At 26.4% G+C, this 24,294-nt stretch carries 21 protein-coding genes; 20 read left to right on the top strand and 1 reads right to left on the bottom strand.

The window, feature by feature from the left end; translation table 11 throughout:
* The first annotated feature begins 11 nt into the window (after nucleotides 1-11).
* From licT to rpsA, 17 genes are all read left to right on the top strand, one after another.
* Nucleotides 12-872: a BglG family transcription antiterminator LicT gene (licT, locus tag BEN51_RS11275; protein WP_119866155.1), complete on the top strand. Its 861-nt coding sequence runs from the start codon at nucleotides 12-14 to the stop codon at nucleotides 870-872.
* A gap of 144 nt (nucleotides 873-1,016) precedes the next feature.
* Complete coding sequence (ptsG, locus tag BEN51_RS11270) at nucleotides 1,017-3,050, top strand: glucose-specific PTS transporter subunit IIBC (protein ID WP_119866154.1); 2,034 nt, start codon at nucleotides 1,017-1,019, stop codon at nucleotides 3,048-3,050.
* Between the two features lie 80 nt (nucleotides 3,051-3,130).
* Nucleotides 3,131-3,313, top strand: a complete 183-nt coding sequence (locus BEN51_RS11265; protein WP_236906212.1) for a small, acid-soluble spore protein, alpha/beta type — start codon at nucleotides 3,131-3,133, stop codon at nucleotides 3,311-3,313.
* A 281-nt stretch (nucleotides 3,314-3,594) separates the two neighbouring features.
* Nucleotides 3,595-3,969 (top strand): GntR family transcriptional regulator, encoded by a 375-nt coding sequence (locus BEN51_RS11260; RefSeq protein WP_119866153.1) that lies wholly within the window; start codon nucleotides 3,595-3,597, stop codon nucleotides 3,967-3,969.
* Complete coding sequence (locus BEN51_RS11255; RefSeq protein WP_119866152.1) at nucleotides 3,962-4,660, top strand: ABC transporter ATP-binding protein; 699 nt, start codon at nucleotides 3,962-3,964, stop codon at nucleotides 4,658-4,660. The genes BEN51_RS11260 and BEN51_RS11255 overlap by 8 nt, the downstream gene beginning before the upstream one ends.
* A 15-nt stretch (nucleotides 4,661-4,675) precedes the next feature.
* Nucleotides 4,676-5,374: a hypothetical protein gene (locus BEN51_RS11250; protein WP_119866151.1), complete on the top strand. Its 699-nt coding sequence runs from the start codon at nucleotides 4,676-4,678 to the stop codon at nucleotides 5,372-5,374.
* Between the two features lie 12 nt (nucleotides 5,375-5,386).
* Nucleotides 5,387-6,202 carry a DUF4097 family beta strand repeat-containing protein gene (locus BEN51_RS11245; RefSeq protein WP_119866150.1) on the top strand — a complete coding sequence of 272 codons (816 nt, stop codon included), beginning with the start codon at nucleotides 5,387-5,389 and terminating at the stop codon, nucleotides 6,200-6,202.
* A 126-nt stretch (nucleotides 6,203-6,328) separates the two neighbouring features.
* Complete coding sequence (locus BEN51_RS11240) at nucleotides 6,329-7,459, top strand: metallophosphoesterase family protein (RefSeq protein WP_119866149.1); 1,131 nt, start codon at nucleotides 6,329-6,331, stop codon at nucleotides 7,457-7,459.
* Entirely contained in the window at nucleotides 7,449-10,193 is a 2,745-nt protein-coding gene (locus BEN51_RS11235) for an AAA family ATPase (RefSeq protein WP_119866148.1), read from the top strand. The genes BEN51_RS11240 and BEN51_RS11235 overlap by 11 nt, the downstream gene beginning before the upstream one ends.
* Before the next feature lie 75 nt (nucleotides 10,194-10,268).
* Nucleotides 10,269-11,222, top strand: coding sequence for a metal ABC transporter solute-binding protein, Zn/Mn family (locus BEN51_RS11230; protein ID WP_119866147.1), 954 nt, complete (start codon nucleotides 10,269-10,271; stop codon nucleotides 11,220-11,222).
* Nucleotides 11,223-11,455: 233 nt separating this feature from the next.
* Nucleotides 11,456-13,258: a MutS-related protein gene (locus BEN51_RS11225; protein WP_119866146.1), complete on the top strand. Its 1,803-nt coding sequence runs from the start codon at nucleotides 11,456-11,458 to the stop codon at nucleotides 13,256-13,258.
* A gap of 151 nt (nucleotides 13,259-13,409) precedes the next feature.
* Nucleotides 13,410-15,278: a PAS domain-containing sensor histidine kinase gene (locus BEN51_RS11220; protein ID WP_119866145.1), complete on the top strand. Its 1,869-nt coding sequence runs from the start codon at nucleotides 13,410-13,412 to the stop codon at nucleotides 15,276-15,278.
* A 25-nt stretch (nucleotides 15,279-15,303) separates the two neighbouring features.
* Nucleotides 15,304-15,768: a hypothetical protein gene (locus BEN51_RS11215; protein ID WP_119866144.1), complete on the top strand. Its 465-nt coding sequence runs from the start codon at nucleotides 15,304-15,306 to the stop codon at nucleotides 15,766-15,768.
* Between the two features lie 156 nt (nucleotides 15,769-15,924).
* Entirely contained in the window at nucleotides 15,925-16,848 is a 924-nt protein-coding gene (locus BEN51_RS11210) for a 3'-5' exonuclease (protein WP_119866143.1), read from the top strand.
* A gap of 81 nt (nucleotides 16,849-16,929) precedes the next feature.
* The gene (locus BEN51_RS11205; RefSeq protein WP_119866142.1) at nucleotides 16,930-17,346 is read left to right on the top strand and encodes a CBS domain-containing protein; all 417 of its coding nucleotides are present in this window, start codon (nucleotides 16,930-16,932) and stop codon (nucleotides 17,344-17,346) included.
* A 25-nt stretch (nucleotides 17,347-17,371) separates the two neighbouring features.
* Complete coding sequence (gene yaaA, locus BEN51_RS11200; protein WP_119866141.1) at nucleotides 17,372-18,136, top strand: peroxide stress protein YaaA; 765 nt, start codon at nucleotides 17,372-17,374, stop codon at nucleotides 18,134-18,136.
* Nucleotides 18,137-18,208: 72 nt separating this feature from the next.
* Nucleotides 18,209-19,357 (top strand): 30S ribosomal protein S1, encoded by a 1,149-nt coding sequence (rpsA, locus tag BEN51_RS11195; protein ID WP_119866140.1) that lies wholly within the window; start codon nucleotides 18,209-18,211, stop codon nucleotides 19,355-19,357.
* A gap of 133 nt (nucleotides 19,358-19,490) precedes the next feature.
* On the opposite strand, the gene pyk is transcribed toward rpsA, so the two are convergent.
* Entirely contained in the window at nucleotides 19,491-20,909 is a 1,419-nt protein-coding gene (gene pyk / locus BEN51_RS11190) for a pyruvate kinase (protein WP_119866139.1), read from the bottom strand.
* A 330-nt stretch (nucleotides 20,910-21,239) separates the two neighbouring features.
* On the opposite strand from pyk, the gene BEN51_RS11185 reads away from it, so the two are divergent.
* From BEN51_RS11185 to BEN51_RS11175, 3 genes are all read left to right on the top strand, one after another.
* Nucleotides 21,240-22,694, top strand: a complete 1,455-nt coding sequence (locus tag BEN51_RS11185) for an aminoacyl-histidine dipeptidase (RefSeq protein WP_119866138.1) — start codon at nucleotides 21,240-21,242, stop codon at nucleotides 22,692-22,694.
* An 82-nt stretch (nucleotides 22,695-22,776) separates the two neighbouring features.
* Entirely contained in the window at nucleotides 22,777-23,478 is a 702-nt protein-coding gene (locus BEN51_RS11180) for an SPOR domain-containing protein (RefSeq protein ID WP_119866137.1), read from the top strand.
* Between the two features lie 209 nt (nucleotides 23,479-23,687).
* Nucleotides 23,688-24,254 (top strand): Maf-like protein, encoded by a 567-nt coding sequence (locus BEN51_RS11175; RefSeq protein ID WP_119866136.1) that lies wholly within the window; start codon nucleotides 23,688-23,690, stop codon nucleotides 24,252-24,254.
* The last annotated feature ends 40 nt before the right edge of the window (nucleotides 24,255-24,294 follow it).

The following is a 24,294-nucleotide window of genomic DNA, read 5'->3' as shown; positions in this document are numbered from 1 at the left end:
GGAATGAGTTAATGATTGTAGAAAAGATATTAAACAACAATGTTGTTGTTTCAATTGATCCAAAAACTAAAAAAGAAGTTATACTCATGGGTTCAGGAATTGCTTTTAAAAGAAAAGTCGGACAAGAAATTGAAGAAGATAAAATAGAAAAAGTATTTGTAGTAGATGATAAAAGAATGGGGAATAAGCTAAAAAAATTAATTAATGAAATTCCAGATGGAGTTTTTGAGCTTGCCCATGAAATTATCAGCTATGCATCTAAGGAATTAAATAGAAAATTAGATAAACAGATATATATTTCCCTTTCTGACCATATGGGTTTTGCTATTAAAAGGTATAAAAATAAAGTCGAAATAAAAAATGATTTACTAGATGAAATAAGAAGAATTCATAAAGAGGAATACAAAGTAGCTTTATGGGCATTAAAATACATTAATAGTAAATTAAAAATAAATCTTCCAGAGGATGAAGCTGGATTTATTGCATTGCACTTTGTTAATGCAAGCTATCAGGAAACATCAAAGGAATCAATATTAGCAACAAATATAGTAAAAGGTATATTAAATATTATAAGATATTATTATTCTGTAGAGTTTGATGAAGAAGACATAAATTATGATAGACTGCTAACTCATTTAAAGTACTTTGCAAAAAGAGTAGTTACTAATACTCAAAATTCAGATAATAATAATGAATTTTTAGAATTAGCATCTAAAAGTTATTCCGAAGCATATAACTGTGCATTGAAAATAAAACTTTTTATAGAAGATAATTATAATTATAAAGTTAATGATGATGAAATTGTATATTTAACTATACACATTCATAGAGTTATCTCTGTAATAAGAAATAAAGACAACGATAACAGTTAGTAAATACAAATTTTATATTATAAGTGCATATAATAATTTTGGCCAATTCACAGTTCACAGCGCTTTGTTGGGAACTGTGAATTTTTAGATATTGAAAATTTATTTGAAATCATTTAAATTAATTAGCTCTTTAGGAGGGAAAATATGGAGCGTCTAAAAAACTTTTTTGGAGTTTTGCAAAGGATTGGTAAATCCCTAATGCTTCCAATAGCACTATTGCCAGCTGCTGGTATATTGATGGGGATAGGAACATTATTTGAAAATCCTGATATAATAGCAAGGTTTCCAATAATAGCAAATGAAAATATTCAAATGATATCAAATATAATGTCTTCATCAGGAGAGATAATATTTGAAAATTTATCATTATTATTTGCAGTGGGTGTTGCAATAGGAATGTGCAATGGAGATGGAGTGTCAGCATTAGCAGCCATAGTTGGATTTCAAACTATGAATATGACAGCAGGGATAGCCCTTGGAATAAATAGAGTTACAATTGCTCATAATCCACTATATACAACTATTTTAGGAGTACCAACAATACAAACAGGAGTATTTGGAGGTATATTAATCGGGCTTATTTCAGGAAAAGTATATAAAAAGTTTTATGATAAAAGATTGCCAGAATTTTTAGGGTTCTTTTCTGGAAAAAGATTAGTACCAATAATTTCTGCAATTATGGGAGTTTTTTTAGGTTTATTAATGGCTATAATATGGCCACCAATACAAGATAGAATATTAAGTTTTACAACTACAGTAATATCAGCAAATAGCTCTGTAGCAGCCTTTATATTTGGCCTTGTAGAAAGAGCACTAATTCCTTTTGGTCTTCATCATATATGGTACACACCTTTTTGGTATCATTTTGGCGAATATTTAAGTTTATCTGGAGAGCTTATAATTGGTGACCAGCAAATCTTCTTTGCGCAGCTAAGAGATGGAGTTGAATTTACTGCTGGAGCCTTTATGACAGGAAAATATCCATTTATGATGTTTGGGTTACCAGCTGCAGCTTTGGCAATGTATCATGAGGCTTATGAAGAAAATAAAAAGAAAGTTATGGGAATTCTTTTTTCAGCAGCTCTTACTTCTTTTTTAACAGGAATTACAGAGCCTGTAGAGTTTATGTTTTTATTCGTAGCACCAGCATTATTTGCAGTACATTGTGTTTTTGCAGGTCTTTCCTTTATGATAATGGATATTCTTAATGTTAGAATTGGTCTAACTTTCTCAGGAGGGCTGATAGATTTTATTTTATTTGGTATTCTTCCTAATAGAACGAAATGGTGGTTAGCAATAGCTGTTGGATTAATATTTGCTGTTATATATTACTTTGGTTTTAGATATATAATAAGAAAATTAGATTTGAAAATTGCAGGAAGGGAAAGAGAAGAAGAACAGTTAGAGTTTGAGTTAGCTGATGGAGAATTAGCAAAAGAGGTATTAGAAGCTTTAGGTGGTAAAAAGAATGTGAAGTATCTTGATGCTTGCATTACAAGAATAAGAATAACTGTATATGAAATAAATTTAGTAGATAAAGATAAATTAAAATACGCAATGGGTTCTGAATTAATGATAATAGGAAATAATATTCAAGCAATTTTCGGAACAAACTCTGATATATTAAAAGAACATATACAAGCTTTAATTGAAGGTAGAGAAATAGAAATTAAAAAGAAAAAGAAATTAGCTCCCATTAGGGCTGGAATAAGAACAGATAATGTTATCATGATACCTATTAGTGGAAAACTTTTAAGAATAGAAGAAGTTCCAGATGAAATATTTTCAATGAAGCTTATAGGAGATGGATTTGCTATAAATCCTGTAGATAACATATTATTATCACCTATTGATGGAAAAATAACTAATATCTCTAAAACAAATCATACCATTAATATAGAAGGAGATAATTGCGAGGTATTTATACATATAGGTATTGATACTATGAAGTTATATGGCGAGGGATTTAAAAGATTAGTTGAGGAAGGTGAAACAGTAAAACAGGGAGATGCTTTAATTGAATTTTCTATAGAAAAAGTAAAAGAAAAGGCTAAATCTCCAATAATACCTATAATCCTTAAGAAAATAGATCAAGATAAGTTTGTGTATTTTAAGGAAGGTATAGATGTAATGGCTGGAGAAGTTGATAAAGTTCAAATTCATGAAAATACTTTATAATAAATTGAATCTAAGTATATAAAAATTATATGAGGTTAAAATAATATTGTAAAACCAATAAGCCAAGGGAGGAATTAAAAATGGATAAACTTTTAGTTCCTGTGAAAAAACGGATACTAAAAACCTTCCAAAATGAAGTTGCCAGTGAATTAGGAGTTTCTTTAAGGAAAGCTAAACTAAGAAAAGTTAGTGGGAACTTAACTGAGAAGCAAAAGGGTTTTTCAGGCACTTCTTCAGATGGCCTAATGGTTAAGGAAAGGTAGAACAATATAAAGATTCTATAAAATAACCACTGATAACTAATTTAAAGGAATTAATTTAGGTAAAGGACAGGATAATATACCGCCCTAAAAATATTGTTCACCCTTCACTAAAAGGGAAGCACCTAGAAATAAAATAATTTTATTTCTAGGTGCTTCTTTTTTTATCTTTAAATTTGTGATAATAAAAAAATTAAAATAATTATTAAAAATAGTAGAAAAAAATCATGTATTAGTGTATTATATAATTAATACAGTGGTACTGAAAGAAAGGAGATGAAGAAATGGCATTTGAATTAAATTCAAAGGAACCCATATATCTTCAGATAATAGCTTATATAAAAAAGAAAATAGTTTCAGGTGAGTTAAAGAAAGGGGAGAGGATTTTGTCAGTAAGAGATTATGCAAATGAGTTAAAAGTTAATCCTAATACAATTCAAAAGGTTTATGCAGAATTGGAAAAAGAAAACTTAATTTATACTCAAAGAGGAATAGGGAAATTTGTTACTGAAGATGAAGAAAAAATAAATGAGTTGAGAGAAGAATTATTTAATGAAACAATAGATAGATTTATTAAGGAGTCTAAAGAATTAGGTTTTACAAAAAAAAATATATTAGAAATTATATCAAAGAGATATAAGGAGGGCGAAAATGAGTAATTTATTAGAAGTAAATAATGTATATAAATCTATTAATGGAAAACTTATATTAAAGGGAATAAACTTCAATTTAGAAAAAGGTAAAGTGCTAGGGATTATGGGGCCTAATGGTCAAGGGAAAACTACTCTTTTAAATATGATACAAGGTTTTTTAAAGATTGATCAAGGAGATATAAAGCTTGAAGGATTACCTATAACTTCTGATAGTAAAAATTATATTGCATTTTTGCAAGATAGAAATATATTCGATAAAAATATGAAGATAAAAAATGCAATAAATTTATATTCAGATTTTTTTGCTGACTTTGAAAAAGAAAAAATGAAATACTATTTAAATTTTATGAATTTGGATGAAGAAGCTAAAATAAAAGAACTGTCAAAAGGAATGTGTGAAAAATTTTATTTATCTTTAACTTTAAGTAGAAAAGCAAAGCTATATATGTTGGATGAACCTATTTCAGGTGTTGATCCAGTATCAAGAGAAAAAATCTTAGATGCTATATTAGAAAATTTAAATGAAGAAAGCTCTATGATAATTACTACCCATTATATTGGAGAACTAGATAGAATTTTTGATGAAGTAGCATTTTTAGGTGAAGGAAAAATAGTAGAACGTGGAGATGCAGAAGAATTAAGAGAGAAATATAAGGCATCAATAGATGAGATTTATAGAAATATATTTGCAGAATAATAAAGGAGGAATAGTATGAATAATATTTTAAAGATATTAAAGTATAATTTTGGGAAATATAATTCTGGATCAAGCAAGTTAGTATATATAATAGCGTTAATAATATTAAATTTATCAATGAGTGTAACTTTTATTAGAATTCCATTCCTTTCAGAATTTATTTCAGCTATTAATATTGCAAACATTGCTTTATTTTTATTAATAAACTTAATAGCTTCATTAGTAACTTTTTCAAAACAAATATCAAAGGAAAAAGGTAAATTAATATTTACTTTACCAATTAAATCATGGGAGTTTATTGTTGCAAAGTATATAGAATTTATTATTTTGCAAGGAAGTATAGTTCTTATAGCTTATATCATGATAAGCCTATCAGGAAATTTTATGTCAGAAGTGGTTAAATTAACAACATTAGCAACAGCCTATGGAACCACAATAGCTTATATTATAATTACTTCTTATATAGTAATTTTCTCATCATATATTAAGAAATTCTGGTTATGTATTTTAACAATTATTGTAGGGGGTGGATTTATTCACGGCTTTGTTTCAAACAGCATTAAGTTTATAACTAAGTTATTTCCATATGTATATATGAAAATAGGATCATTTATAGAAATAGATATACTATATTCACTATTGAATTTAGTATGGATAATAGCTCTAGTAATTATATCAATAACTCATTTAGATAAAAAATTAGATATTATTTAAGGGGGGAGTAATATGAAAAAAATAAGCAAAATTATTTTATCAATATTTGTAACTACAATACTATTAAGTGGCTGTGGAGTTAAGTTTGGAATAGAAAGTAGAAGAAATAATAAAATTAATGATTTTATTAATAGAAATTCTACTAATAAAGATGGTGAAAAGGTAAATATAAAAGAATCAATAGAAGGTATAAGTAATCTCGATATAGAAATTGATGTTAGTAATTTAAATATTATGTATTATGATGGTGAGGAAGTAGAAATATCAGGAGTATTGGGAGAAGAATCCGAGGGAATTAAAGTAGATAAAAATTTTAATGAGTTAGAAATAGAAGAAAAATACAATAATTCTAATAATTTAAATTCAGATACCTCAAGTGATTTAACAATAAAAATACCTAGCAGTTATAATGGTAATTTAAAACTTTCATTAGGAGTTGGATCATGTAAAGTTAAAGATTTAATTCTTGAATCGATGGAAGTAAATGCAGGTGTTGGAGAATTGTATATAGAAGATGTTTCCTTTAATGAACTGAATTTAGAAAGTGGACTTGGAGATATTAATATTAATACAAATAAAAAAACTGGAGACATGAATATTAAAGGTGGAGTTGGTAATATCAATATAACTTTAGGAGATATTAATGGAAACTTAAAGTTTGAAGGTGGACTAGGAGATGCAACTATAGTTATTCCAGAAGATGCACCAGTAAATATAAAAACAAGTTCAGGTTTAGGAAGTGTAAATGCTAGTGCAAAAACCTCAGGGGAAAATAAATATCTCTTTGATATAAATATGGGAATTGGAGAGTTAAATATAAAGAATTAATTTTATGCAGGTAATTTTACCTGCATTTTTATTTTTTATACATATCTTTAATATTGTGAATATAAGAACTAAATGATAAAATAAGAACTAAGGTTCGGTATAAATTATTAAAATTAAGGTGATGCAATGAAAAAAGTAAGAATATTACAAGCTGGAGATTTACATTTTGATACCCCATTTAAAGAGTTAAATAAGAACTTATCTTTAATTAGTAAGGAAGAACTATTAGAAGTCTTTAGTAAGATTATTGACTTATGTATTGATAATTCTGTTGATATCTTTTTATTAACTGGGGATATATTTGATAATTTGACTGTAGATAAAAAAACATTGATATATATAAAAAAGGAATTTGAAAGAATTCCAAATATAAGAGTATTTATTTCTCCCGGAAACCATGATCCCTATAATGATAAATCCTTTTATAAACTTATAGATTGGCCTGAAAATGTTTATATTTTTACAAGTCAAGAAATAGAAAGAGTGATTATAGAGGATTTGAAAACAGTAGTTTGGGGAGCAGCTTTTAATAGTAACTATATCAGAAAGAGTTTATTAAAAAATATAAATGTAATTAATGACTATATAAATATTATGACTATTCATGCTGATATATCTAATAATGATGAAGGAAATGAATATAATCCAATAACATTAAAAGATATTGGAAACAGCAATTTAGACTATATTGCTATAGGTCATAGGCATAATTTTAGCGCTATTCAAAAAGAAAAAAACACATATTATGCATACGCAGGATGTCCTCAAGGAAGAGGCTTTGATGAAATAGGAGATAAGGGAGTTATTATAGGGGAAATATCAAAGGATACTGTAGATTTAAAATTTAAAAGAACATCAAAAAGAAATTATTATGTAGTTGAAATTGATATAAGTAATTCTATGACCTATGAAGAAATAAAAGCGAAAATATTAGAGAAGATAAAAGAGGAAGATAGAAAGCAAAATTTTTATAAAATTATATTAAAAGGAGAAGTTGAAGCTTTTATAAATTTAAATGAAAATGTGATCCTTGAAAAAATAAGAGATTATTTTTATTATGTCAAAGTTATAGATAAGACCGAAGTTAAATTAAATTTTGATAAGATAGCAGAAGATTATTCGATTAAGGGAGTTTACGCAAGAAAACTCTTAGAAATGTCTAAAAATCAAGAGTTAGATCAGGAACTGATAAAAATGGCATTAAAGATAGGTATTCAATCCTTATCTAGCGGTGAGGTGAATTTAGATGATTATTGATAAGGTAAATATTATTGCCTTTGCAGGTATTAAAAATAAAGTAATAGATTTTAAAGAAGGAATAAATTTAATATACGGAGAAAATGAAAAAGGTAAAAGTACCATACAAAACTTCATAAGGGTTTGGTTATATGGCATGAATAGCAAAAGAAGTAAGGATATAAAAAATAATGATAGATTAAGATTTATGCCAGTAGATGGAGATACAATAAGGGGAGAGCTTTATCTAAATCATAATAATAGAAGGTATGTAATAATAAGAACTTTTGGTAAAACCAAAAAGGAAGATTTATCTCAAATAATAGATGCAGAAACTGGGGAAGAAATTTTAGATATTCCTAAAAATGATCCAGGGAAATATTTTTTAAATGTAAATTCTGCAACCTTTAATAAAACCTTGTTTATCAGCCAGTTAGGGGTGGCAATATCTAAGGATAAAGAAGAAGAAATAATAGATAAAGCGGCAAACCTTTTAGATTCTGAGGAAGAAAATATATCAGTACAAAAGTCCTTTGAAAAATTAGAGACTATAAAAAAGAAGATAACTACTACAAGAAAAACAGGAAAACTAGACATATTAAGGGAAAAATATAATGCTTTAGTGGAAGAAAGATATGAGGCTTACAGATTAGCAGAAAATAATTTGGAAGAAGAGCAAGCCTTAATTACTTTAAAAGAAAATAGAAGTAATTTAAGAGAGGAGATTAAAAATTTAAATATATATAAAAGATATTTAAAGAAAATAAAGCTTCAAAAGGAATATGAGGAAATTACTGAATATTTAAAGAAAAAAGAAGAGCTAAAAAAGAAGGAAAGGTTTATTGAAAGCAGCCTATCATCAAAAAATGGACTAATTGATGAAAATCTTTTAAATGACATAAAGGAAGAAAATTCTCTATATTTTAGTATTTTAGATATGAAAAATGAAAGTGAAAGAAATTTAGCTTATAAGATAGAAATATATAATAAGAAAAAATCAGATAATAGGGAGCTGCTTTTTCTAGATAATATCTCTAATAATGAAAAAAATAACTTTATAAAAAATGTAATGGAACAGGAAGTTATTAAAGAAAAAATAGATATTTATAATAATTTAAATATTGAAATTGAAAGATTACAAGAAGAAATAGCAATAAAAAAAGAAAAATTAGGAGCTTCTATTAATTTTGAAAATAAGGTAGAAGAAATTAAATATTTATTGAAAAGATATGAAGAAAAGTTAAAGGAGCTTAAATTTAATATAGAAAATAATAATTTAAAAGAAGATACAAACAATAGAGATTATATAAAAAAATATAATAATTTAATTAAGGTAGCAAGTGTACTATTATTTATAACTTTAATATGCACAATAATAATTAAATCAAATATTTATCTTTCAGTGATTATTGGAATAGCTTTTATTTTTAGTTTACTGTTTTTATTAATTATCAATAAGAAGGTAAATAAAAATAAAACTATAGAAGGTAAGGAGCAAGTAATAAAAAGGCTACAGGAAGAAATTAATGAAATAGAAAAGGAAATTTATAAGTATACAAAACTTGTAAAATCCAGTAGTTACGAAGATTTTATAAGAAAATTAAAATCCTATGAGGAATTTACTGACTTCGAAGAAAAGCAGAAAATAAGGATATCAGAAAAATATAGTCAGTTAGTTCCACTAAATATTGATAAGCTTAAAGAAACTTATAATAAAAATCAAAAAAATATTGATAAGATTTTAGAATTATCAAATACTGAGAATATTAATGAAATTATTTATAAGATTTCTAAATATGAAGAGGTAAACAAAGAGCTTCTTTCCTTAGAAATAGAAGTCGAAAAAGAAGAAAAATCAATAGAAAGCTTAGAAAAGGAACTAAATATAAGAGAAAAAAGAATAAGGGAAAAACTTGCCTTTATAGGCTTAGAAGACATAGATTTATATGAACTAGAAGAAAAATTAATTGAATTAAGAGAAAAAATAAAAGAAAGAGCAGAAATAATAAGAGGATTAAAAAGTATAGAAGAAACTTATGCAGCCTTAACAAAAGATAAAGATATAGATGCTATAAAGGAGGAAGTTAAAGATATAATAAATAAGGAGATAAAATATAATTATAGTTCTGAAGAAGAAATAGATATAAAGATTTCTGAAAAATCTAATGAATTAATAGAATTAGAAAAATCAATAAAGGATATTGAAAATAAATTAGAAAATAGATATTTAGGAAAACGCAGTATAGCAGAAATAGAAGAAGAGATAGAAGATATAAAAGAAAAGATGAAAACTTTAGAAATCCAAATGCAATCTATTGAACTTGCAATAGAAGTTATGAAGGCTTCATTAAGGGAAGTTAGAGGCAATTTCACTAATATACTTAATTCAAATGTCATGAATTATTATAATTATTTAACTAATGGTGAATATAATGAAGTTATGGTTTCGGACAGTTATGAAATGAAGGTTCGTCAGAAAAATGATGTCATAAGTGCAGGAATGTTAAGTAATGGTGCTAATGATCAGCTTTACCTATCTTTAAGGCTTGCTTTTATAAAGATGATATATAAAAATACTGAATATCCTTTAATTTTAGATGATGCCTTTGTTCAATATGATGATATGAGACTTGAAAAAGCATTAAAATTACTATCAGAAATAGATATAAATCAAATTATCATATTTACTTGCCAAAAAAGAGAAATAGAACTATTAAAAAATATAAATGATAAAGTTAATTATATTTGCTTATAGCATTGACAATAATAGTATAAGAGTATAAAATTAAACAGTAAAAAATGCAAATCATTTGCAAAAAGAGGTGGGTTAATGAGAAGAAAAATATCAATTTTTGCTCTTATACTAGGAGTTTTTTTAGTATTTACTGGATGCAATAATAAAGATAAAGAAAATATAAGTGAAAACATTAATGATAAAATAAAAATAGGTGTAACAATATATCCTTTAAAGGATTTTGCAGAAAGCATAGGTGGAGATAAGGTAGAAGTATTTTCTATAATTCCTGATGGAACAGATGCTCATAGTTTTGATCCAAAGCCAACAGATTTAAAAAATTTAACTAACTCTAATATCTTTATTTATAATGGTTTAGGAATGGAAGAGTGGATAAATTCAATCCTAACAACCTTAGAAGGAACTGAAGTTAAAATTGTAGAAGCATCGTCAGGTATAAAAGCCTTAACAGCTGTAAAAGAAGAAGATTTAGAGGATCATGAAGAGGAAGAACATGATGAAGAAGAACATAGTCACGGAGACTATGATCCTCATGTTTGGTTAAGCCTAACAGATGCTGTAAAGGAAGTAGAGAATATTAAAAATGCTTTAATTGAAATTGATGCAGAAAATAAAGAATATTATGAAGCCAATTATGATAAGCTAATTTCTAAAATGAATGCATTAAAAGATACTTACATTGAAAAATTTAAGAATATAGAAAATAAAGATTTAGTAACTGGACATGCTGCTTTTGCCTATATAGCAAGAGATTTTGGCTTAATACAAAATAGTATAGCAGATGTTTATGGTGAAGGAGAATTGACGCCTAAAGATTTAGAAAAGCTTATTGACTACTGCAAAGAAAATAAGGTTAAAGTAATATTTAGTGAAACCACAGCTAGTGCTGAAGCTTCAGAAACTTTAGCTAATGCAGTTGGAGCAGCTATTGAAAAGATATATAGCCTTGAAACAAAGGAAGATGACTTAGATTATCTTCAAGCTATGGAATATAATTTAGAAACAATTTATACATCATTATTAAAATAGTTAAATCAAAAATTTAGTGGGAATTTAAGTCTATTTTTAAAATAAAAGGAGTTGTATCATAAGATTTATGGACAGCTCCTTTTTTATTATAGAGAATAATATGTTAAAATTTTCATTTTTATGGATTAATAGCTTCTATATTTGATATAATAATAAAATGATTAATTTTAATAATATATTTCTTCAATACTGTATATTTAAACTAGGAACTTAATTAAAAAGGTGGTTTTCTTATGAGTAAAGCTTTAGATTATTATAATAGTAAAATAGACAGGTATAATAATAAATTAAATAAGTTAAATAAATTAATATTGCAGTTATCAATTTCTAGATTAGTAATATTTATTCTAGGTATTTTATTAGCTTATTATTTTTATAAAAAAGAAAATATTTTAGGGATAGTAGCTTCATTAATTATATTTTTAGGATTATTTTTAATTATTGCTTATATCCATAATGAAAGAATTAATGAGAAAAATGAAACATTAATATATTTAGAAGTAAATAAAAAAGGTCTTTCAAGAATAGATGGAAGCTTTAAGGACTTTCAAGATAATGGAGAAGAATTTTTAGATGAAAAGCATGGATTTATCAATGATTTGGATGTTTTTGGCAGGAATTCTTTATTTCAAATGATAAATTCAACAAGAACTAAGTTTGGAAGAAAAAAATTGGCTGAAATATTAATGCTAAAAAATCTTCCTGATAAATCCACTATATTAGAAAGTCAGGAAGCTGTAGAAGAGCTTTCAAAAAAGATTGATTGGAGACAAAGATTAGAAGTAAAATCTGCCATAAAAAAAAGTGGAAATAAAAGCATAGAGGAATTATTAGTCTGGGCAAATAGTGAAGTAAAAGAAAAAAATTCATTAAAGGTAATACCTTATTTTTTTATATTCATAACTTTTATTTCTATAATTTTAGTTCTTTTAAAGATAATACCTTTTAGTTTTTTAATTTTAAATTTTATCATTAATTATGCAGTAGTAAAGGCATTAACTAGGAATTTACAAGAAGTTATTTTACTTTTTGATAATCATAAAAAAGACATTGAAGCTTACACAAATATTTTAGAGTTAATAGAAAAGGAGAAATTTGAAAGTAAGTTATTAATAAAGTTAAAGTATAAGCTTGCTAATAATACTAATATAAGTGCTTATAATGAAATGAAAGCTCTTAAAAATTTAGTAGATTGGCTAGGAGATAGCTCCAAAAATGCTTACTATTTAATATTAAATGTATTATTTTTAACAGATACATTTATATTAAGAAATATAGAAAATTGGAAAAAAGAAAATGGTAAGTATTTTGAAGAGTGGTTAAGTATTATGGGAAAAATTGAAGCTCTTTGCAGTATTTCTAATATTTCTTTTGATTTTGAAGAATGGACTTATCCAGAGATAAGTGAAAGAAAAGAACTAGAAGGTATTGAAATTGCCCATCCAATGTTAGGAAAAAGAGCGATTTCAAATAGCTTTAAATTAAATAATAATTCAAAAGCAGCTTTAATTACTGGTTCAAATATGTCTGGTAAAAGTACTTTTTTAAGAACTATAGGTTTAAATTTACTATTAAGTTATATTGGAGCAAAAACTTATAGTAAGGGTTTTAAATGTGGAATATTTAATATATATACTTGTATGAGAACTACAGATAACTTAGAGGAAAGTATATCTTCTTTTTATGCAGAAATTCTAAGGATAAAAATATTAATAGATGCAGCAAAGAGAGGAGAAAGGGTATTTTTCTTGCTAGATGAAATTTTTAAAGGTACTAATTCAAAAGATAGGCATGAGGGTGCAAGAGTTTTAATAAATCAATTAGTAGAAAATGGTTCAATAGGCTTAGTTTCAACTCATGATTTAGAACTATGTGACTTAGAAAAAACTAAAGATTGGATAAGAAATTATAATTTTCAAGAATATTATAAAGATAATAAAATATATTTTGATTATAAATTAAGAGAGGGAAGAAGTAAGACCCAAAATGCTGTCCATCTTATGAAATTAGCAGGAATAAATTTTAAGGAGTTTTAAAACTCCTTTTATTTTGCTAATAAGTTTAATAAATATTTAATAAAATGAAATAAAAAAATAAAATGATTGTAGTATATTGTCAAATAGGATATCAATTATGCTATAATAATTTCATATTAAAGGAAATATATATAAGAAATTAGGTGAGATAATGGAACGAGGGTATAAGGATAAATATAATAATATATTTGATAAAAACGATAAGGACATTAATGTACTTGGAGTAATTTCTATTATTAAAGTAATAACGATATTTTTAATCTGCTTAGGAGTTTTAAAAAATATTGTAGAAAAAATGGAGTTATCTAGTAAAACTTTTCTATATGGAATGAGTCAAATATATTCAATAATGCTTCCTTTATTTTTTCTTATTGGTTATATTTTATGGAAATATATCTTAATTTATATGTATAAATTAAAAATGTCAAAAGGAATAGATATAGCAGCAGATGTAATCTATATAGTTATAGTAACAGTCTTAATATTAGTAACAAATTCCTATGAAAGCCAATATAAGTTTTTATATATGTTTAATATTATTTCAGCAACAATAAGATTTGGTAAAAACTATGGTTTAACAATTGCCTGGGTAACTTCGATAATAATAAGTTTAATAGATTTATTTTTTAGAAGGGATTTAACAATAAATATATATTTTCAAAATGATTTAATTATGGGGGCAGGTTTTGTTCTTATTGCTTGGATATTAGGGGAATATGTAAAATCAGAAAATAAACAAAGAGAGGAACTTAAAGAGGAGTTAAGAAGAGAAACAAAAAAGCATCATTACTTTGAAGAAATATTATTAAATAATGAGGCGTGTTATGATTTATTAATAGAAAATTCTCAAGAAGCTATATTTATTCATAATGAGGAAAGGGTATTATATGCTAATGAACATGCTTTAAAATTATTTAGAGTAAAATCTTTATCTGATTTAAATACAACACAACTTAATCATGAAGAAAATAAATTAATATTAATATATAGTGAAAGATATTCAGAGATATATTCTAAAATACATAATAACAAGTTATCTCAGGTTTCATTTGAAGATAAGTTTTTAGACAAAGATGGAAATGAATTGATTTTTTTAAGTACATCAGCGCTTTGTTCGTATGAAAAGAAACAAGCAATTTTAACGATCACAAGAGATATAACTCCTAAAAGAGAGGTTCAAAAACTAAGGAAAGATGTAGAAAATAATATAAGACTATTAGAGGAAATGAGAGAATATAATAAGTATATTACAGAATTTTTTTCAAATGTATCTCATGAATTAAAAACTCCATTAAATATTATATCTTCCTCTACTCAGTTACTAAAATCTTATTATAAAAAAGATATTTCAGAAATAGAATTCAAAAAGATTAAATATATAGATAGTATTTATAATAATTGCAATAGATTAACAAGACTTATAAATAATTTATTAGATATTACAAAATTTGATTCTGGCTTTATTACTTTACAAAAGAGTAATAGAGATATTATAGGGGATGTTGAAAACATAGTAATGTCTATAATTCCATATGCTGAAAGCAAAGGTATTGAAGTAACATTTGATACAGATCTTGAAGTAAGAATAATGGCCTTTGATCAGGATAAGGTAGAGAGAATTATTTTGAATTTAATTTCAAATGCATTAAAGTTTACAAATAGAGGCGGCAATATATTTGTTAGTATAATGAATACTGAGAATCATGTTCTAATATCAGTAAAAGATACTGGAACTGGAATACCAGAGGATAAAAAAGATCTTATCTTTGAAAGATTTATGCAAGTAGATAAAACTTTAAGAAGAAACCATGAAGGGACAGGCATTGGGCTCTCGATAGTAAAATCTTTCGTTGAATTACATGGAGGTAAAATTGAAGTTATTAGTGAAATAAATAAGGGAAGTGAATTTATCATAACTTTACCTTTTTCTATAATTGATATAGATGAAGATGATTTAGTAAATGATAAGATTAGTAATAATATTGTGGAAAAGGTAAGCTTAGAATTATCTGATATATAAAGAAAAATTGTAGGGGAGAAAGAATATGTTTAAAGTACATTTTATAGAAATGTTTATAAGAGCAATTCCTGAGCAAACTTTATTGGTTATTGGTTCTTATATATTATCTAGAACAAAATTAAATGTTAAGAAAGCTTTATTATCTGGAATCATTATGGGAGTATCATTATATATTTTTAGATTACTCCCAGTACAATTTGGATTTCATACTTTATTTGCAATACTACTTTTAGCATTTTTAAATTATAAAGTAAATAAAATTAATCTCATTAAATCAATAGAAGTTTCATCTTTAAATTATATACTACTGTTTGTATCAGAAGTAATTTTAGCATTAGTTTTACAGTTTATATTTAAAGTTGATTTAGTAAAAATTTTTGAGGACCCAATAATAAAAACTCTTTTAGGAATACCATCATTAATAATATTTATGGTTTTTGTTTACATTATTCATATATTTCAAAAGTTACATAATAGAAAATTATTTTAAATTTACATAAAAAATTTTAAAAGAAGATTGTAAGCAATCTTCTTTTCTTCTTAATGAAAGATAATCAATTTTTCAGAAATATTTGCAAATATAATGAAAAATACTAAAAATAATGGCATAATATACCTAGGAATTAAATTTTGAGGGGTATTGACTATGGCTTTCATAATAATTGATTTAGAATTTAATAATTTAGAAGATATAAAAAAATATAGACCCAATATATTCGATGAAAATCCAGAACTAAAGGAAGTTGAACTTGATAATGAAATTATAGAAATAGGTGCAATAAAGTTAGATAACTATATGCAGCCTATTAAAGAATATAAAGCATATATAAAGCCTTCAGTTATAAAAGTATTAAATCCTAAAATATCAGAAATTACAAACATACAAGAGGAAGATTTAGAACAAGGTATAAGCTTTAGAGAAGGGATGGATGGATTAAAGGAGCTTATTGATGAAGGGGATATAATTTGTTCTTGGGCTAAAGATGATATTATCGAAATAATAAATAATGCAATATATCATAAATATGAGGATTTAAGTTGGCTGGCTTTATATCTCGATATTCAAGAATATTCAACAAAAATATTGGGAAAAAAGAAATCTTTAAGCTTAAAGCATGCTTTAGATGAATTAAAAATAAAAGTAGATACTACAAAATTACATGATGCTTTGAATGATGCTATTTATACATCCTTTGTTTTTAAGAGAATCTATAATTCAAGGGCGGTCAAGAATTATATGATTAAAGATATATATAACATGCCAGCATTAGAAATTAAAAATCTGAATGAATATAAGATAGATAAAAGCAAGGTAAGTCAGAAGTGTCCAAAGTGTAAAGTTTCAATAGATCTTGAATATGAATTAATTCCATTAAAATGGAGGTTTGTATCTCTAGGGACATGTCCTAAGTGTAGAAATAAATTAATAAATGAGCTTATTATTAAAAGAACTTTTAGTAATGAAGAAATATATAAAGAAAGTTATTCTTTTCTAGACGAAATTGAATATATTAATTATTGTGATAAGGTGAAAAAAGCAATAATGAAACTTAATAATATGTTAATATAATAATATTTTAAACTATTATATTTTTAAATATGTTAAAATATATATGACCTAGTTAAATAATTTATAGGAGAAGATGAATATATGAATATTGCATTTTTTTTAACGCCTAAAAATGAGGTTATATATGAATATTTAGATGCAACAATGAGACAAGTTATAGAAAGAATGGAGCATCATGGATATACAGCAATTCCTTTAATAGATAAGGAAGGGAAATACGTAGGAACTTTAACTGAAGGTGATTTACTTTGGAAACTAAAAAATACACCAGAATTAAATTTTAAAAATACAGAAAATGTGAGAGTTACTGATATACCTAGAAGAATAAAGCACAAAAGTGTATCAATTAATTCAAACGTAGAAAGTTTGATTTCTTTAGCTACAAATCAAAATTTTGTTCCAGTAGTTGATGACGAAGGAATATTTATTGGAATAATAAAAAGAAGCGATATAATTAATTATTGCTATAATGAGTTAAAGAAAAATAAAAATATATAGAGGCTTAACTAAGGAGGAGATTAACATGATAATAGTCATATCTCCAGCAAAAACTTTAGATTTTGAAAAGAAATATGAAAATTTACCTATGACTAGTCCTAACTTCTTAAATAGATCAAAGGAAATAATGAAGGAGCTGTTGAAATATAATAGTTCTTCCTTAGAAAAGTTAATGAAAATTAGTACAAAATTAGCAAAATTGACTGAGGAAAGAAATGAAAAGTGGACAACCACCTTAGATGGTGCTAAGCAAGCCTTGTTAGCTTTTAGAGGAGAAGTATTTAGAGGCATGGATCCTTTAAGCTTTACTGATGCCGAATTATTTTATGCCAATGATCATCTTAGAATACTATCAGGCCTATATGGAGTTTTAAGACCTTTTGATGGTGTTAATGAATATAGATTAGAAATGGGTACAAAACTAGCTATAGAAGGTAAAAAGAATCTTTATGAATACTGGGGGAAAACTTTAGAAGAAACTATTGCAGAAGAAGTAAAAAAGAGTAGTAGTAAATTGCTTATAAATTTAGCTTCTAAGGAATATTATAAGTCAATTGAAGGTATAGAAAAGGATAAAGAAATAAAGGTTATAACTCCTATTTTTAAGGAGTTAAGAGGAGATGAGTATAGAGTAATTACTTTAAAGGCTAAAAGGGCAAGAGGTCTTATGACTAGATATATTATTCAAAATGAAATTGATAATATAGATGATATTAAGAAGTTCAATTTAGAAGACTATGAATATAATCATGATCTATCTAATGATAAAGAGTTAGTTTTTACAAGATAGTCTATAAACATAATCTTTATTATTAAAAATAGATAATTCAAAAAGAAGTACAGTATAAGAGGAGTGAAGGATATGGAAAATGAAAATAGAGAACAAACAATGGAGGATTTACTAAAGGATTTTGATGTAAAGAGAATACATACAGGAGATATTTTAGAAGGAGTAGTAATTGATGTTAATGATAAAGAAGTGATTGTAAACATCGATTATGCTTTTGATGGTATTATTGCCAAAGAAGATTTAACAAATACAGATAGAAATCCTTTAGAAGTTGTAAGCAAAGGAGATAAAATTAAAGTATATGTATTATCGCCACATGATGGAGAAGGTTATGTTCAGTTATCTAGAAATAAGGCTTTAGAAATTACTGAAAGAGAAGAAATAAAGGAAGCTTTTGAAAAGGGAGAAAATATTAAAGTTTATGTTAAAGAGGAAGTAAAAGGTGGTTTAGCAGCTTATTATGGAAATATAAGGGTATTTATTCCTGCTTCTTTGGCATCAAGAGAAAGAATTCAATTAATTTCACTAGTAGGTAAAGAATTAGAAGTTAAAATAATAGAATTAGATTTAAGAAATAAGAAAGTAGTAGCATCAAGAAGAGTTATTGAAGATGCATTATATGAAAGTAAAAAGAAAGAGCTTTGGGCAAATATTAAAGCTGGAGAAAAAAGAAGCGGTACAGTTGTAAAGATATTAAAATCTGGGGCAATAGTAGATCTTGGAGGAATAACTGGATTAATCCATATTAATGACTTAGCTTGGGGAAGAGTAAAAAGAGTTGAAGATGTAGTTAAGCTTGGAGATAAGGTAGAAGTTTTTGTTGGTGAAGTAGATGCTAAAAAGGAAAGGGTATCTCTAATTCTAAAAGATGTAAATCAAGATCCATGGACAACAGAAGTGTCAAAAACAAAGGTTGGAGATGTAGTTGAAGGTACTGTTGTTAAATTCTTAAACTTTGGAGCTTTTGTTGAAATCTTCCCAGGAGTAGAAGGCTTAGTTCATATTAATGAAATTACAGACGAAAATATAGCTAAACCTTCAGATGCTTTAACTTTAGGACAAAAGGTAAAGGTTAAAGTGTTAGACATAAATAAAGAAGATAAGAAAATATCTTTATCAATAAAAGACGCTGATGAAAAATCTAAGGAATACTTAAAATATAATGATTCAGATGAAGGAATTTCATTAGGAGATCTTTTTGGAAACCTGTTTAATAATTGATAGCTTTCAGCTTTCAATAGTGTGGAGAACTAAGCTTAGTTTTTCGTTATTAGATTTCAAATTTTAATTTTAAATAAAAGACTGCTGACTCTGTCAGCAGTCTTTTATTTATAAATTGTAGATTTTCCTTTACTTAAAGTTTATAAACTTTAAGCATATTAGTTCCTCCTGCTTCTGAATTAGCTATTCCAGCAGCAACTACAATGTCATCTCCCTTTTTAGCAAAGGATAAATTTGCAGCAACTTTTTTTGCCTCTGCTAAGATTTCATCAGTAGTATTAAATATTTGGCAGAAGGTAGGGAAGACACCAAAATTTAAGTTTAAGCTGCGCCTTACTTCATCATGAGGTGTTATTGCTATAATAGGGCACTTAGGTCTATATTTTGATATAAGTTTTGCTGTAGTACCACTATTTGTAGCAGCAACTATTACCTTTGCATTTAATAGATTAGAAGTTCTACAAGCTGAATAACTTATTGCCTCAGAAAAAGAAGTTAAAGAAGGTTCCTTAAGTCGTTTATTTAAGTAAATATAATCTAAGTTAGCTTCAGTTTCCAAAGCTATTTTAGACATTGTCTTAGCTGATTCTATAGGATATAAGCCGCTAGCACTTTCACCGCTTAACATTATTGCATCTGTTCCATCAAAAATTGCATTACATATATCACAGGCTTCTGCCCTTGTTGGAATTGAATTTCTTATCATTGAATCCAGCATTTGAGTAGCAGTTATTACTATTTTTCCAGCTTCATTACATTTTCTTATTATTTGCTTTTGAATTATAGGGACTTTTTCTATAGGTATTTCAACTCCCATATCACCTCTAGCTATCATAATCCCATCAGAAACTTCTATAATGTCATCTATGTTATCTACTCCTTCTTGATTTTCTATTTTAGATATTATTCTAATATTTTCTCCGCCGTTTTCATATAATACCTTTCTAATATCTAAAACATCTGAAGCCTTTCTAACAAAGGAAGCAGCAATAAAATCAACTTCATTTTTACATCCAAATATTATATCTTCCTTATCTTTTTCAGTAATAGATGGAAGGCTGATTTTAGCGTTTGGAAGGTTTACACCTTTGTTGTTTTTAATTATTCCTCCTACAGTAACTTTACATTTTATATTTTTGTCAATTATATCTTCAATTCTAAATCTTATTAGTCCGTCATCTACTAGTATTTCACCGCCAATTTTAACATCCTTATAAAGATCCTTATAAGAAACGGAGCATTTAGTATTATCTCCAATGATTTCATCTTTACAAATAAAAGTAAAATCTTGACCTTCAAAGAGTTCAACAGCATCATTTATAAATTTATGGGTTCTTATTTTAGGCCCCTTAATATCTAATATAATTGCAGTTGGCGAATTCATTTCCTTTCGGATTTTTTTAATAAGATCAATTTTTTCTTTATGAGTTTCATGAGTACCGTGAGAAAAATTAAGCCTTGCTGCACTCATTCCTATTTTAATAAACTCCCTAATAATATCTTCCTTATCACTGGCAGGGCCGATGGTAAAGATCATTTTTGTTTTTTGCATAATAGTCACCTCTCATAAATAAATTAAATGAATATTCTGAAAATAATATATGAAAAAAAGTGCCAGCACTTTTTAGTGCAAAGCTAAGAGTTATCAGTATATAATAAAGGAAATAATTTAGTTAAAATTAAATTATGCTTTTTAAATATCTTTTATTTAGCTATTAATTAGCTTCCTTATAATTATTCATTGTTATTGGGAACACTAATAATATTAATTTTGAATTATAAATTGTGAATTTTAAAAAAGTGTACTACACTTTTTTACTTGTGTTATACTATTTTTATATTATAATTTTAGCACAAATTAGTAAGAAAAGGAGAAATAAATATGAAAGTTTTACAAAATCTAGAACCTAAAAAAGTATTTGAATATTTTGAAGAGATATCTCAAATACCAAGAGGTTCAGGAAATGAGAAACAGATAAGTGACTACTTAGTAAGTATAGCAAAGAAGTTAAATTTAGAAGTGACACAAGATGAAGCTCTAAATGTTATAATAAAAAAACCAGGAACTAAAGGATATGAAAATTCTCCTACTGTTATTATCCAAGGTCATATGGATATGGTTTGTGAAAAGAACAAGGGGGTAAATCATGATTTTGAGAAAGATCCTATAAAGCTTAGAATAATAGATGACATGATTTATGCAACTGATACAACACTTGGTGCAGACAATGGTATAGCGGTTGCTTATGCTTTAGCTCTTCTTGCTTCAACTGATATTCCTCATCCACCATTAGAAGTATTATTAACTACTGATGAAGAAACAGGAATGTCTGGGGCTATGGCAGTTTCAAGGGAACATTTAAAAGGAAAATTATTAATTAACTTAGATAATGAAGAAGAAGGAGATTTTTTAGTTAGCTGTTCTGGAGGAATTAGAAGTAAATTTGAATTTTCTGCTGACTTAGAAAAAAGAGCTGATAATACTTCATTATTAGATATTTCAATTAGCGGCTTAAAGGGCGGTCATTCAGGAATGGATATAATAAAAGAAAGAGGAAACTCCAATAAACTATTAGGAAGAGTATTAAAAAATTTATTAGCTGAAGTTGATTTTAGATTAGTTTCCCTTAATGGAGGTTCAAAAGATAATGCAATTCCAAGAGAAGCAGATGCCTTAATAGTAATAAATGAAAGTGATTTAGATAAAGCAAAAGAATTAGTAAATAAGTGGCAGGAAATATTCTTTAATGAATTAAAGACTCAAGATCCAGGGGTAAAAGTTAAGGTGTCAGAAGTTAAGGAAGAGATAACTGAAATATTTACAAAGGATTCGACTGAAAAGGCAGTTAATTTATTATATTTAATTCCTAATGGAATAGATACAAAGAGTCCTACAATAAAGGATTTAGTACAAAGCTCAACTAATTTAGGAGTTGTAAGAACAGAAAATAATAAAGTTCATTATGATAGTGCTATAAGAAGTTCAGTAGAGTCTTTAAAGGAAGAAATAGTACTAAGAAGCAAAACTATTGCAGATATTATTGGCTGTAAGTTTAATACAACTGCAAATTATCCTGGTTGGGAGTATAATCCAGATTCTAAGCTTAGGGAATTATGCTTAGATGTTTATAAGAGAATGTATGGTAAAGATGGAAATATAGTTGCAATTCATGCAGGAGTAGAATGCGGCCTATTTAATGAAAAGTTAGGCGGTTTAGATATGATTAGCTTTGGACCAGATTTATTTGATGTTCATACACCAGAAGAACATATGAGCATAAAATCAGTTCAAAATGTTTGGGAATACTTAAAGGAAGTTTTAAAAGAACTTAAATAAAAGTGCTTGTCGCTTTTTTACATAAGAATATTATTATCTTCTCCTGAATATATATTAGTAAGAAAAAGAGGGGGAGGATAAAATGAAGTACACAAAATATCAATATAAAAAGAAAAATGAAGGAATGAAGTTTTTTACATCAATACTAATAACTACAGCTATTGCAATAACTATTGGCGCTGCAGGAGCTTGGTCGATAATAAAATTTTTACCAGCTTCCTTTAATTTAGATATGGAGCCAATAACAAATACTAGTAGTGAAGCAGAAGTTAGTCAAAGTTCAAATATAAAAAGCTTTTCATTGATACAATGTGGCTATTTTTCTAAAGAAGAAAATGCAAATCAAATTTTGAATAAAATAAAAAGTGATTTTAATGCTTTTGTAGTTAAAGATGAAGCAGAAAAATTTAAGGTTATTGGAGCTATTACAAAAGAAGAAGGAAGTTCAGAAATTTTAGATAAATTAAATGGAAAAAATATTGAAAGTGCTAAATTTAAGGTGTCTTTAAATGAAGGAAATATTGATGAAAATCAGTTAGCAGCAATAATAGATGGGCATTTAGAAATATTAAACACCGCTTATAAAGCAGAGGTTAAAGAAGTAAATACTACTGATTTTAAAGAATGGATAAATAGTTTAGAAGAAGTTAGAGAAGGGAATTATTTAGAATTATTAAAAGAATATAAAGAACACGTTAAAAATATGCCTGAAAAAATAAATAAAGAAAATATTAATGAAGAGAATGTATATATTTATACTATTATAAGTAAAATTAAAGAATAGCATGGATATTGATACCAAAAATATTACAAATTAATAAAAATTAAATAAAGAAGGTAAAAGCTACTTGTTTGGAATCTTATATAATGTTAAACTATAAAAGATTGATACAAGTAGCTTTTAATGTGCTTTAAGAGCTGTTTTAACTAATAATTAAAAGATAATAAACACAAACTAAAAATAGGCTACTAAATTAATAGGATGTGGTAAAATTGAAGTATATATTAGCTTCAGGTTCAGAAAGACGACAAGAGTTATTACATAGAATAGTTGATGACTTTAAGGTTATTGTAAGTGATTTTGATGAAGAGCAAATTATATTTAATGGAGACATAGGCAAATATGTTGTAGACTTAGCTTTAGGAAAGGCATTAAACGTTAAAGAAAAAATAAAGGAAGATACCATAATAATTTCTGGTGATACAGTGGTTGTCCTAGATAATAAAATATTGGGAAAACCTAAAAATGAAGAAGATGCATTTAATATGCTTAAATTATTAAGTGGAAAAGTACATAGAGTTTATTCTGGAGTAGTGGTTTTTAATACTTCAAATAATAAATTAGAGAAAGAGTCCTTATATACAGAAGTTAAATTTTCAGATTTAACTGATGAAGAAATTGTATCTTACATAAAAACAGGTGAGCCTCTTGATAAGGCTGGTGCCTATGGAATACAAGGTTATGGTGGTGTCTTTGTAGAAAAGATAAATGGATGTTATTACAATGTAGTAGGTATGCCATTAAATTTATTGAATAAAATGCTAAAGAAGGTTAAATAATATGATTTATGGGTATATTTCTAATAAAAGTTATTATTTA

Origin of the sequence: Clostridium isatidis (assembly GCF_002285495.1) — a bacterium.
GTDB classification, from domain to species: domain Bacteria; phylum Bacillota; class Clostridia; order Clostridiales; family Clostridiaceae; genus Clostridium; species Clostridium isatidis.
The sequence above is the reverse complement of the archived record's forward strand: the minus strand, read 5'-3'. Positions and strand labels throughout refer to the sequence as shown.

What these genes read in the sequence shown, in the direction of transcription:
- licT (WP_119866155.1), top strand. Translation starts at nt 12, where the DNA reads ATGATTGTAGAAAAGATATTAAACAACAATGTTGTTGTTTCAATTGAT.
- ptsG (WP_119866154.1), top strand. Translation starts at nt 1,017, where the DNA reads ATGGAGCGTCTAAAAAACTTTTTTGGAGTTTTGCAAAGGATTGGTAAA.
- BEN51_RS11265 (WP_236906212.1), top strand. Translation starts at nt 3,131, where the DNA reads ATGGATAAACTTTTAGTTCCTGTGAAAAAACGGATACTAAAAACCTTC.
- BEN51_RS11260 (WP_119866153.1), top strand. Translation starts at nt 3,595, where the DNA reads ATGGCATTTGAATTAAATTCAAAGGAACCCATATATCTTCAGATAATA.
- BEN51_RS11255 (WP_119866152.1), top strand. Translation starts at nt 3,962, where the DNA reads ATGAGTAATTTATTAGAAGTAAATAATGTATATAAATCTATTAATGGA.
- BEN51_RS11250 (WP_119866151.1), top strand. Translation starts at nt 4,676, where the DNA reads ATGAATAATATTTTAAAGATATTAAAGTATAATTTTGGGAAATATAAT.
- BEN51_RS11245 (WP_119866150.1), top strand. Translation starts at nt 5,387, where the DNA reads ATGAAAAAAATAAGCAAAATTATTTTATCAATATTTGTAACTACAATA.
- BEN51_RS11240 (WP_119866149.1), top strand. Translation starts at nt 6,329, where the DNA reads ATGAAAAAAGTAAGAATATTACAAGCTGGAGATTTACATTTTGATACC.
- BEN51_RS11235 (WP_119866148.1), top strand. Translation starts at nt 7,449, where the DNA reads ATGATTATTGATAAGGTAAATATTATTGCCTTTGCAGGTATTAAAAAT.
- BEN51_RS11230 (WP_119866147.1), top strand. Translation starts at nt 10,269, where the DNA reads ATGAGAAGAAAAATATCAATTTTTGCTCTTATACTAGGAGTTTTTTTA.
- BEN51_RS11225 (WP_119866146.1), top strand. Translation starts at nt 11,456, where the DNA reads ATGAGTAAAGCTTTAGATTATTATAATAGTAAAATAGACAGGTATAAT.
- BEN51_RS11220 (WP_119866145.1), top strand. Translation starts at nt 13,410, where the DNA reads ATGGAACGAGGGTATAAGGATAAATATAATAATATATTTGATAAAAAC.
- BEN51_RS11215 (WP_119866144.1), top strand. Translation starts at nt 15,304, where the DNA reads ATGTTTAAAGTACATTTTATAGAAATGTTTATAAGAGCAATTCCTGAG.
- BEN51_RS11210 (WP_119866143.1), top strand. Translation starts at nt 15,925, where the DNA reads ATGGCTTTCATAATAATTGATTTAGAATTTAATAATTTAGAAGATATA.
- BEN51_RS11205 (WP_119866142.1), top strand. Translation starts at nt 16,930, where the DNA reads ATGAATATTGCATTTTTTTTAACGCCTAAAAATGAGGTTATATATGAA.
- yaaA (WP_119866141.1), top strand. Translation starts at nt 17,372, where the DNA reads ATGATAATAGTCATATCTCCAGCAAAAACTTTAGATTTTGAAAAGAAA.
- rpsA (WP_119866140.1), top strand. Translation starts at nt 18,209, where the DNA reads ATGGAAAATGAAAATAGAGAACAAACAATGGAGGATTTACTAAAGGAT.
- pyk (WP_119866139.1), bottom strand. Translation starts at nt 20,909, where the DNA reads ATGCAAAAAACAAAAATGATCTTTACCATCGGCCCTGCCAGTGATAAG.
- BEN51_RS11185 (WP_119866138.1), top strand. Translation starts at nt 21,240, where the DNA reads ATGAAAGTTTTACAAAATCTAGAACCTAAAAAAGTATTTGAATATTTT.
- BEN51_RS11180 (WP_119866137.1), top strand. Translation starts at nt 22,777, where the DNA reads ATGAAGTACACAAAATATCAATATAAAAAGAAAAATGAAGGAATGAAG.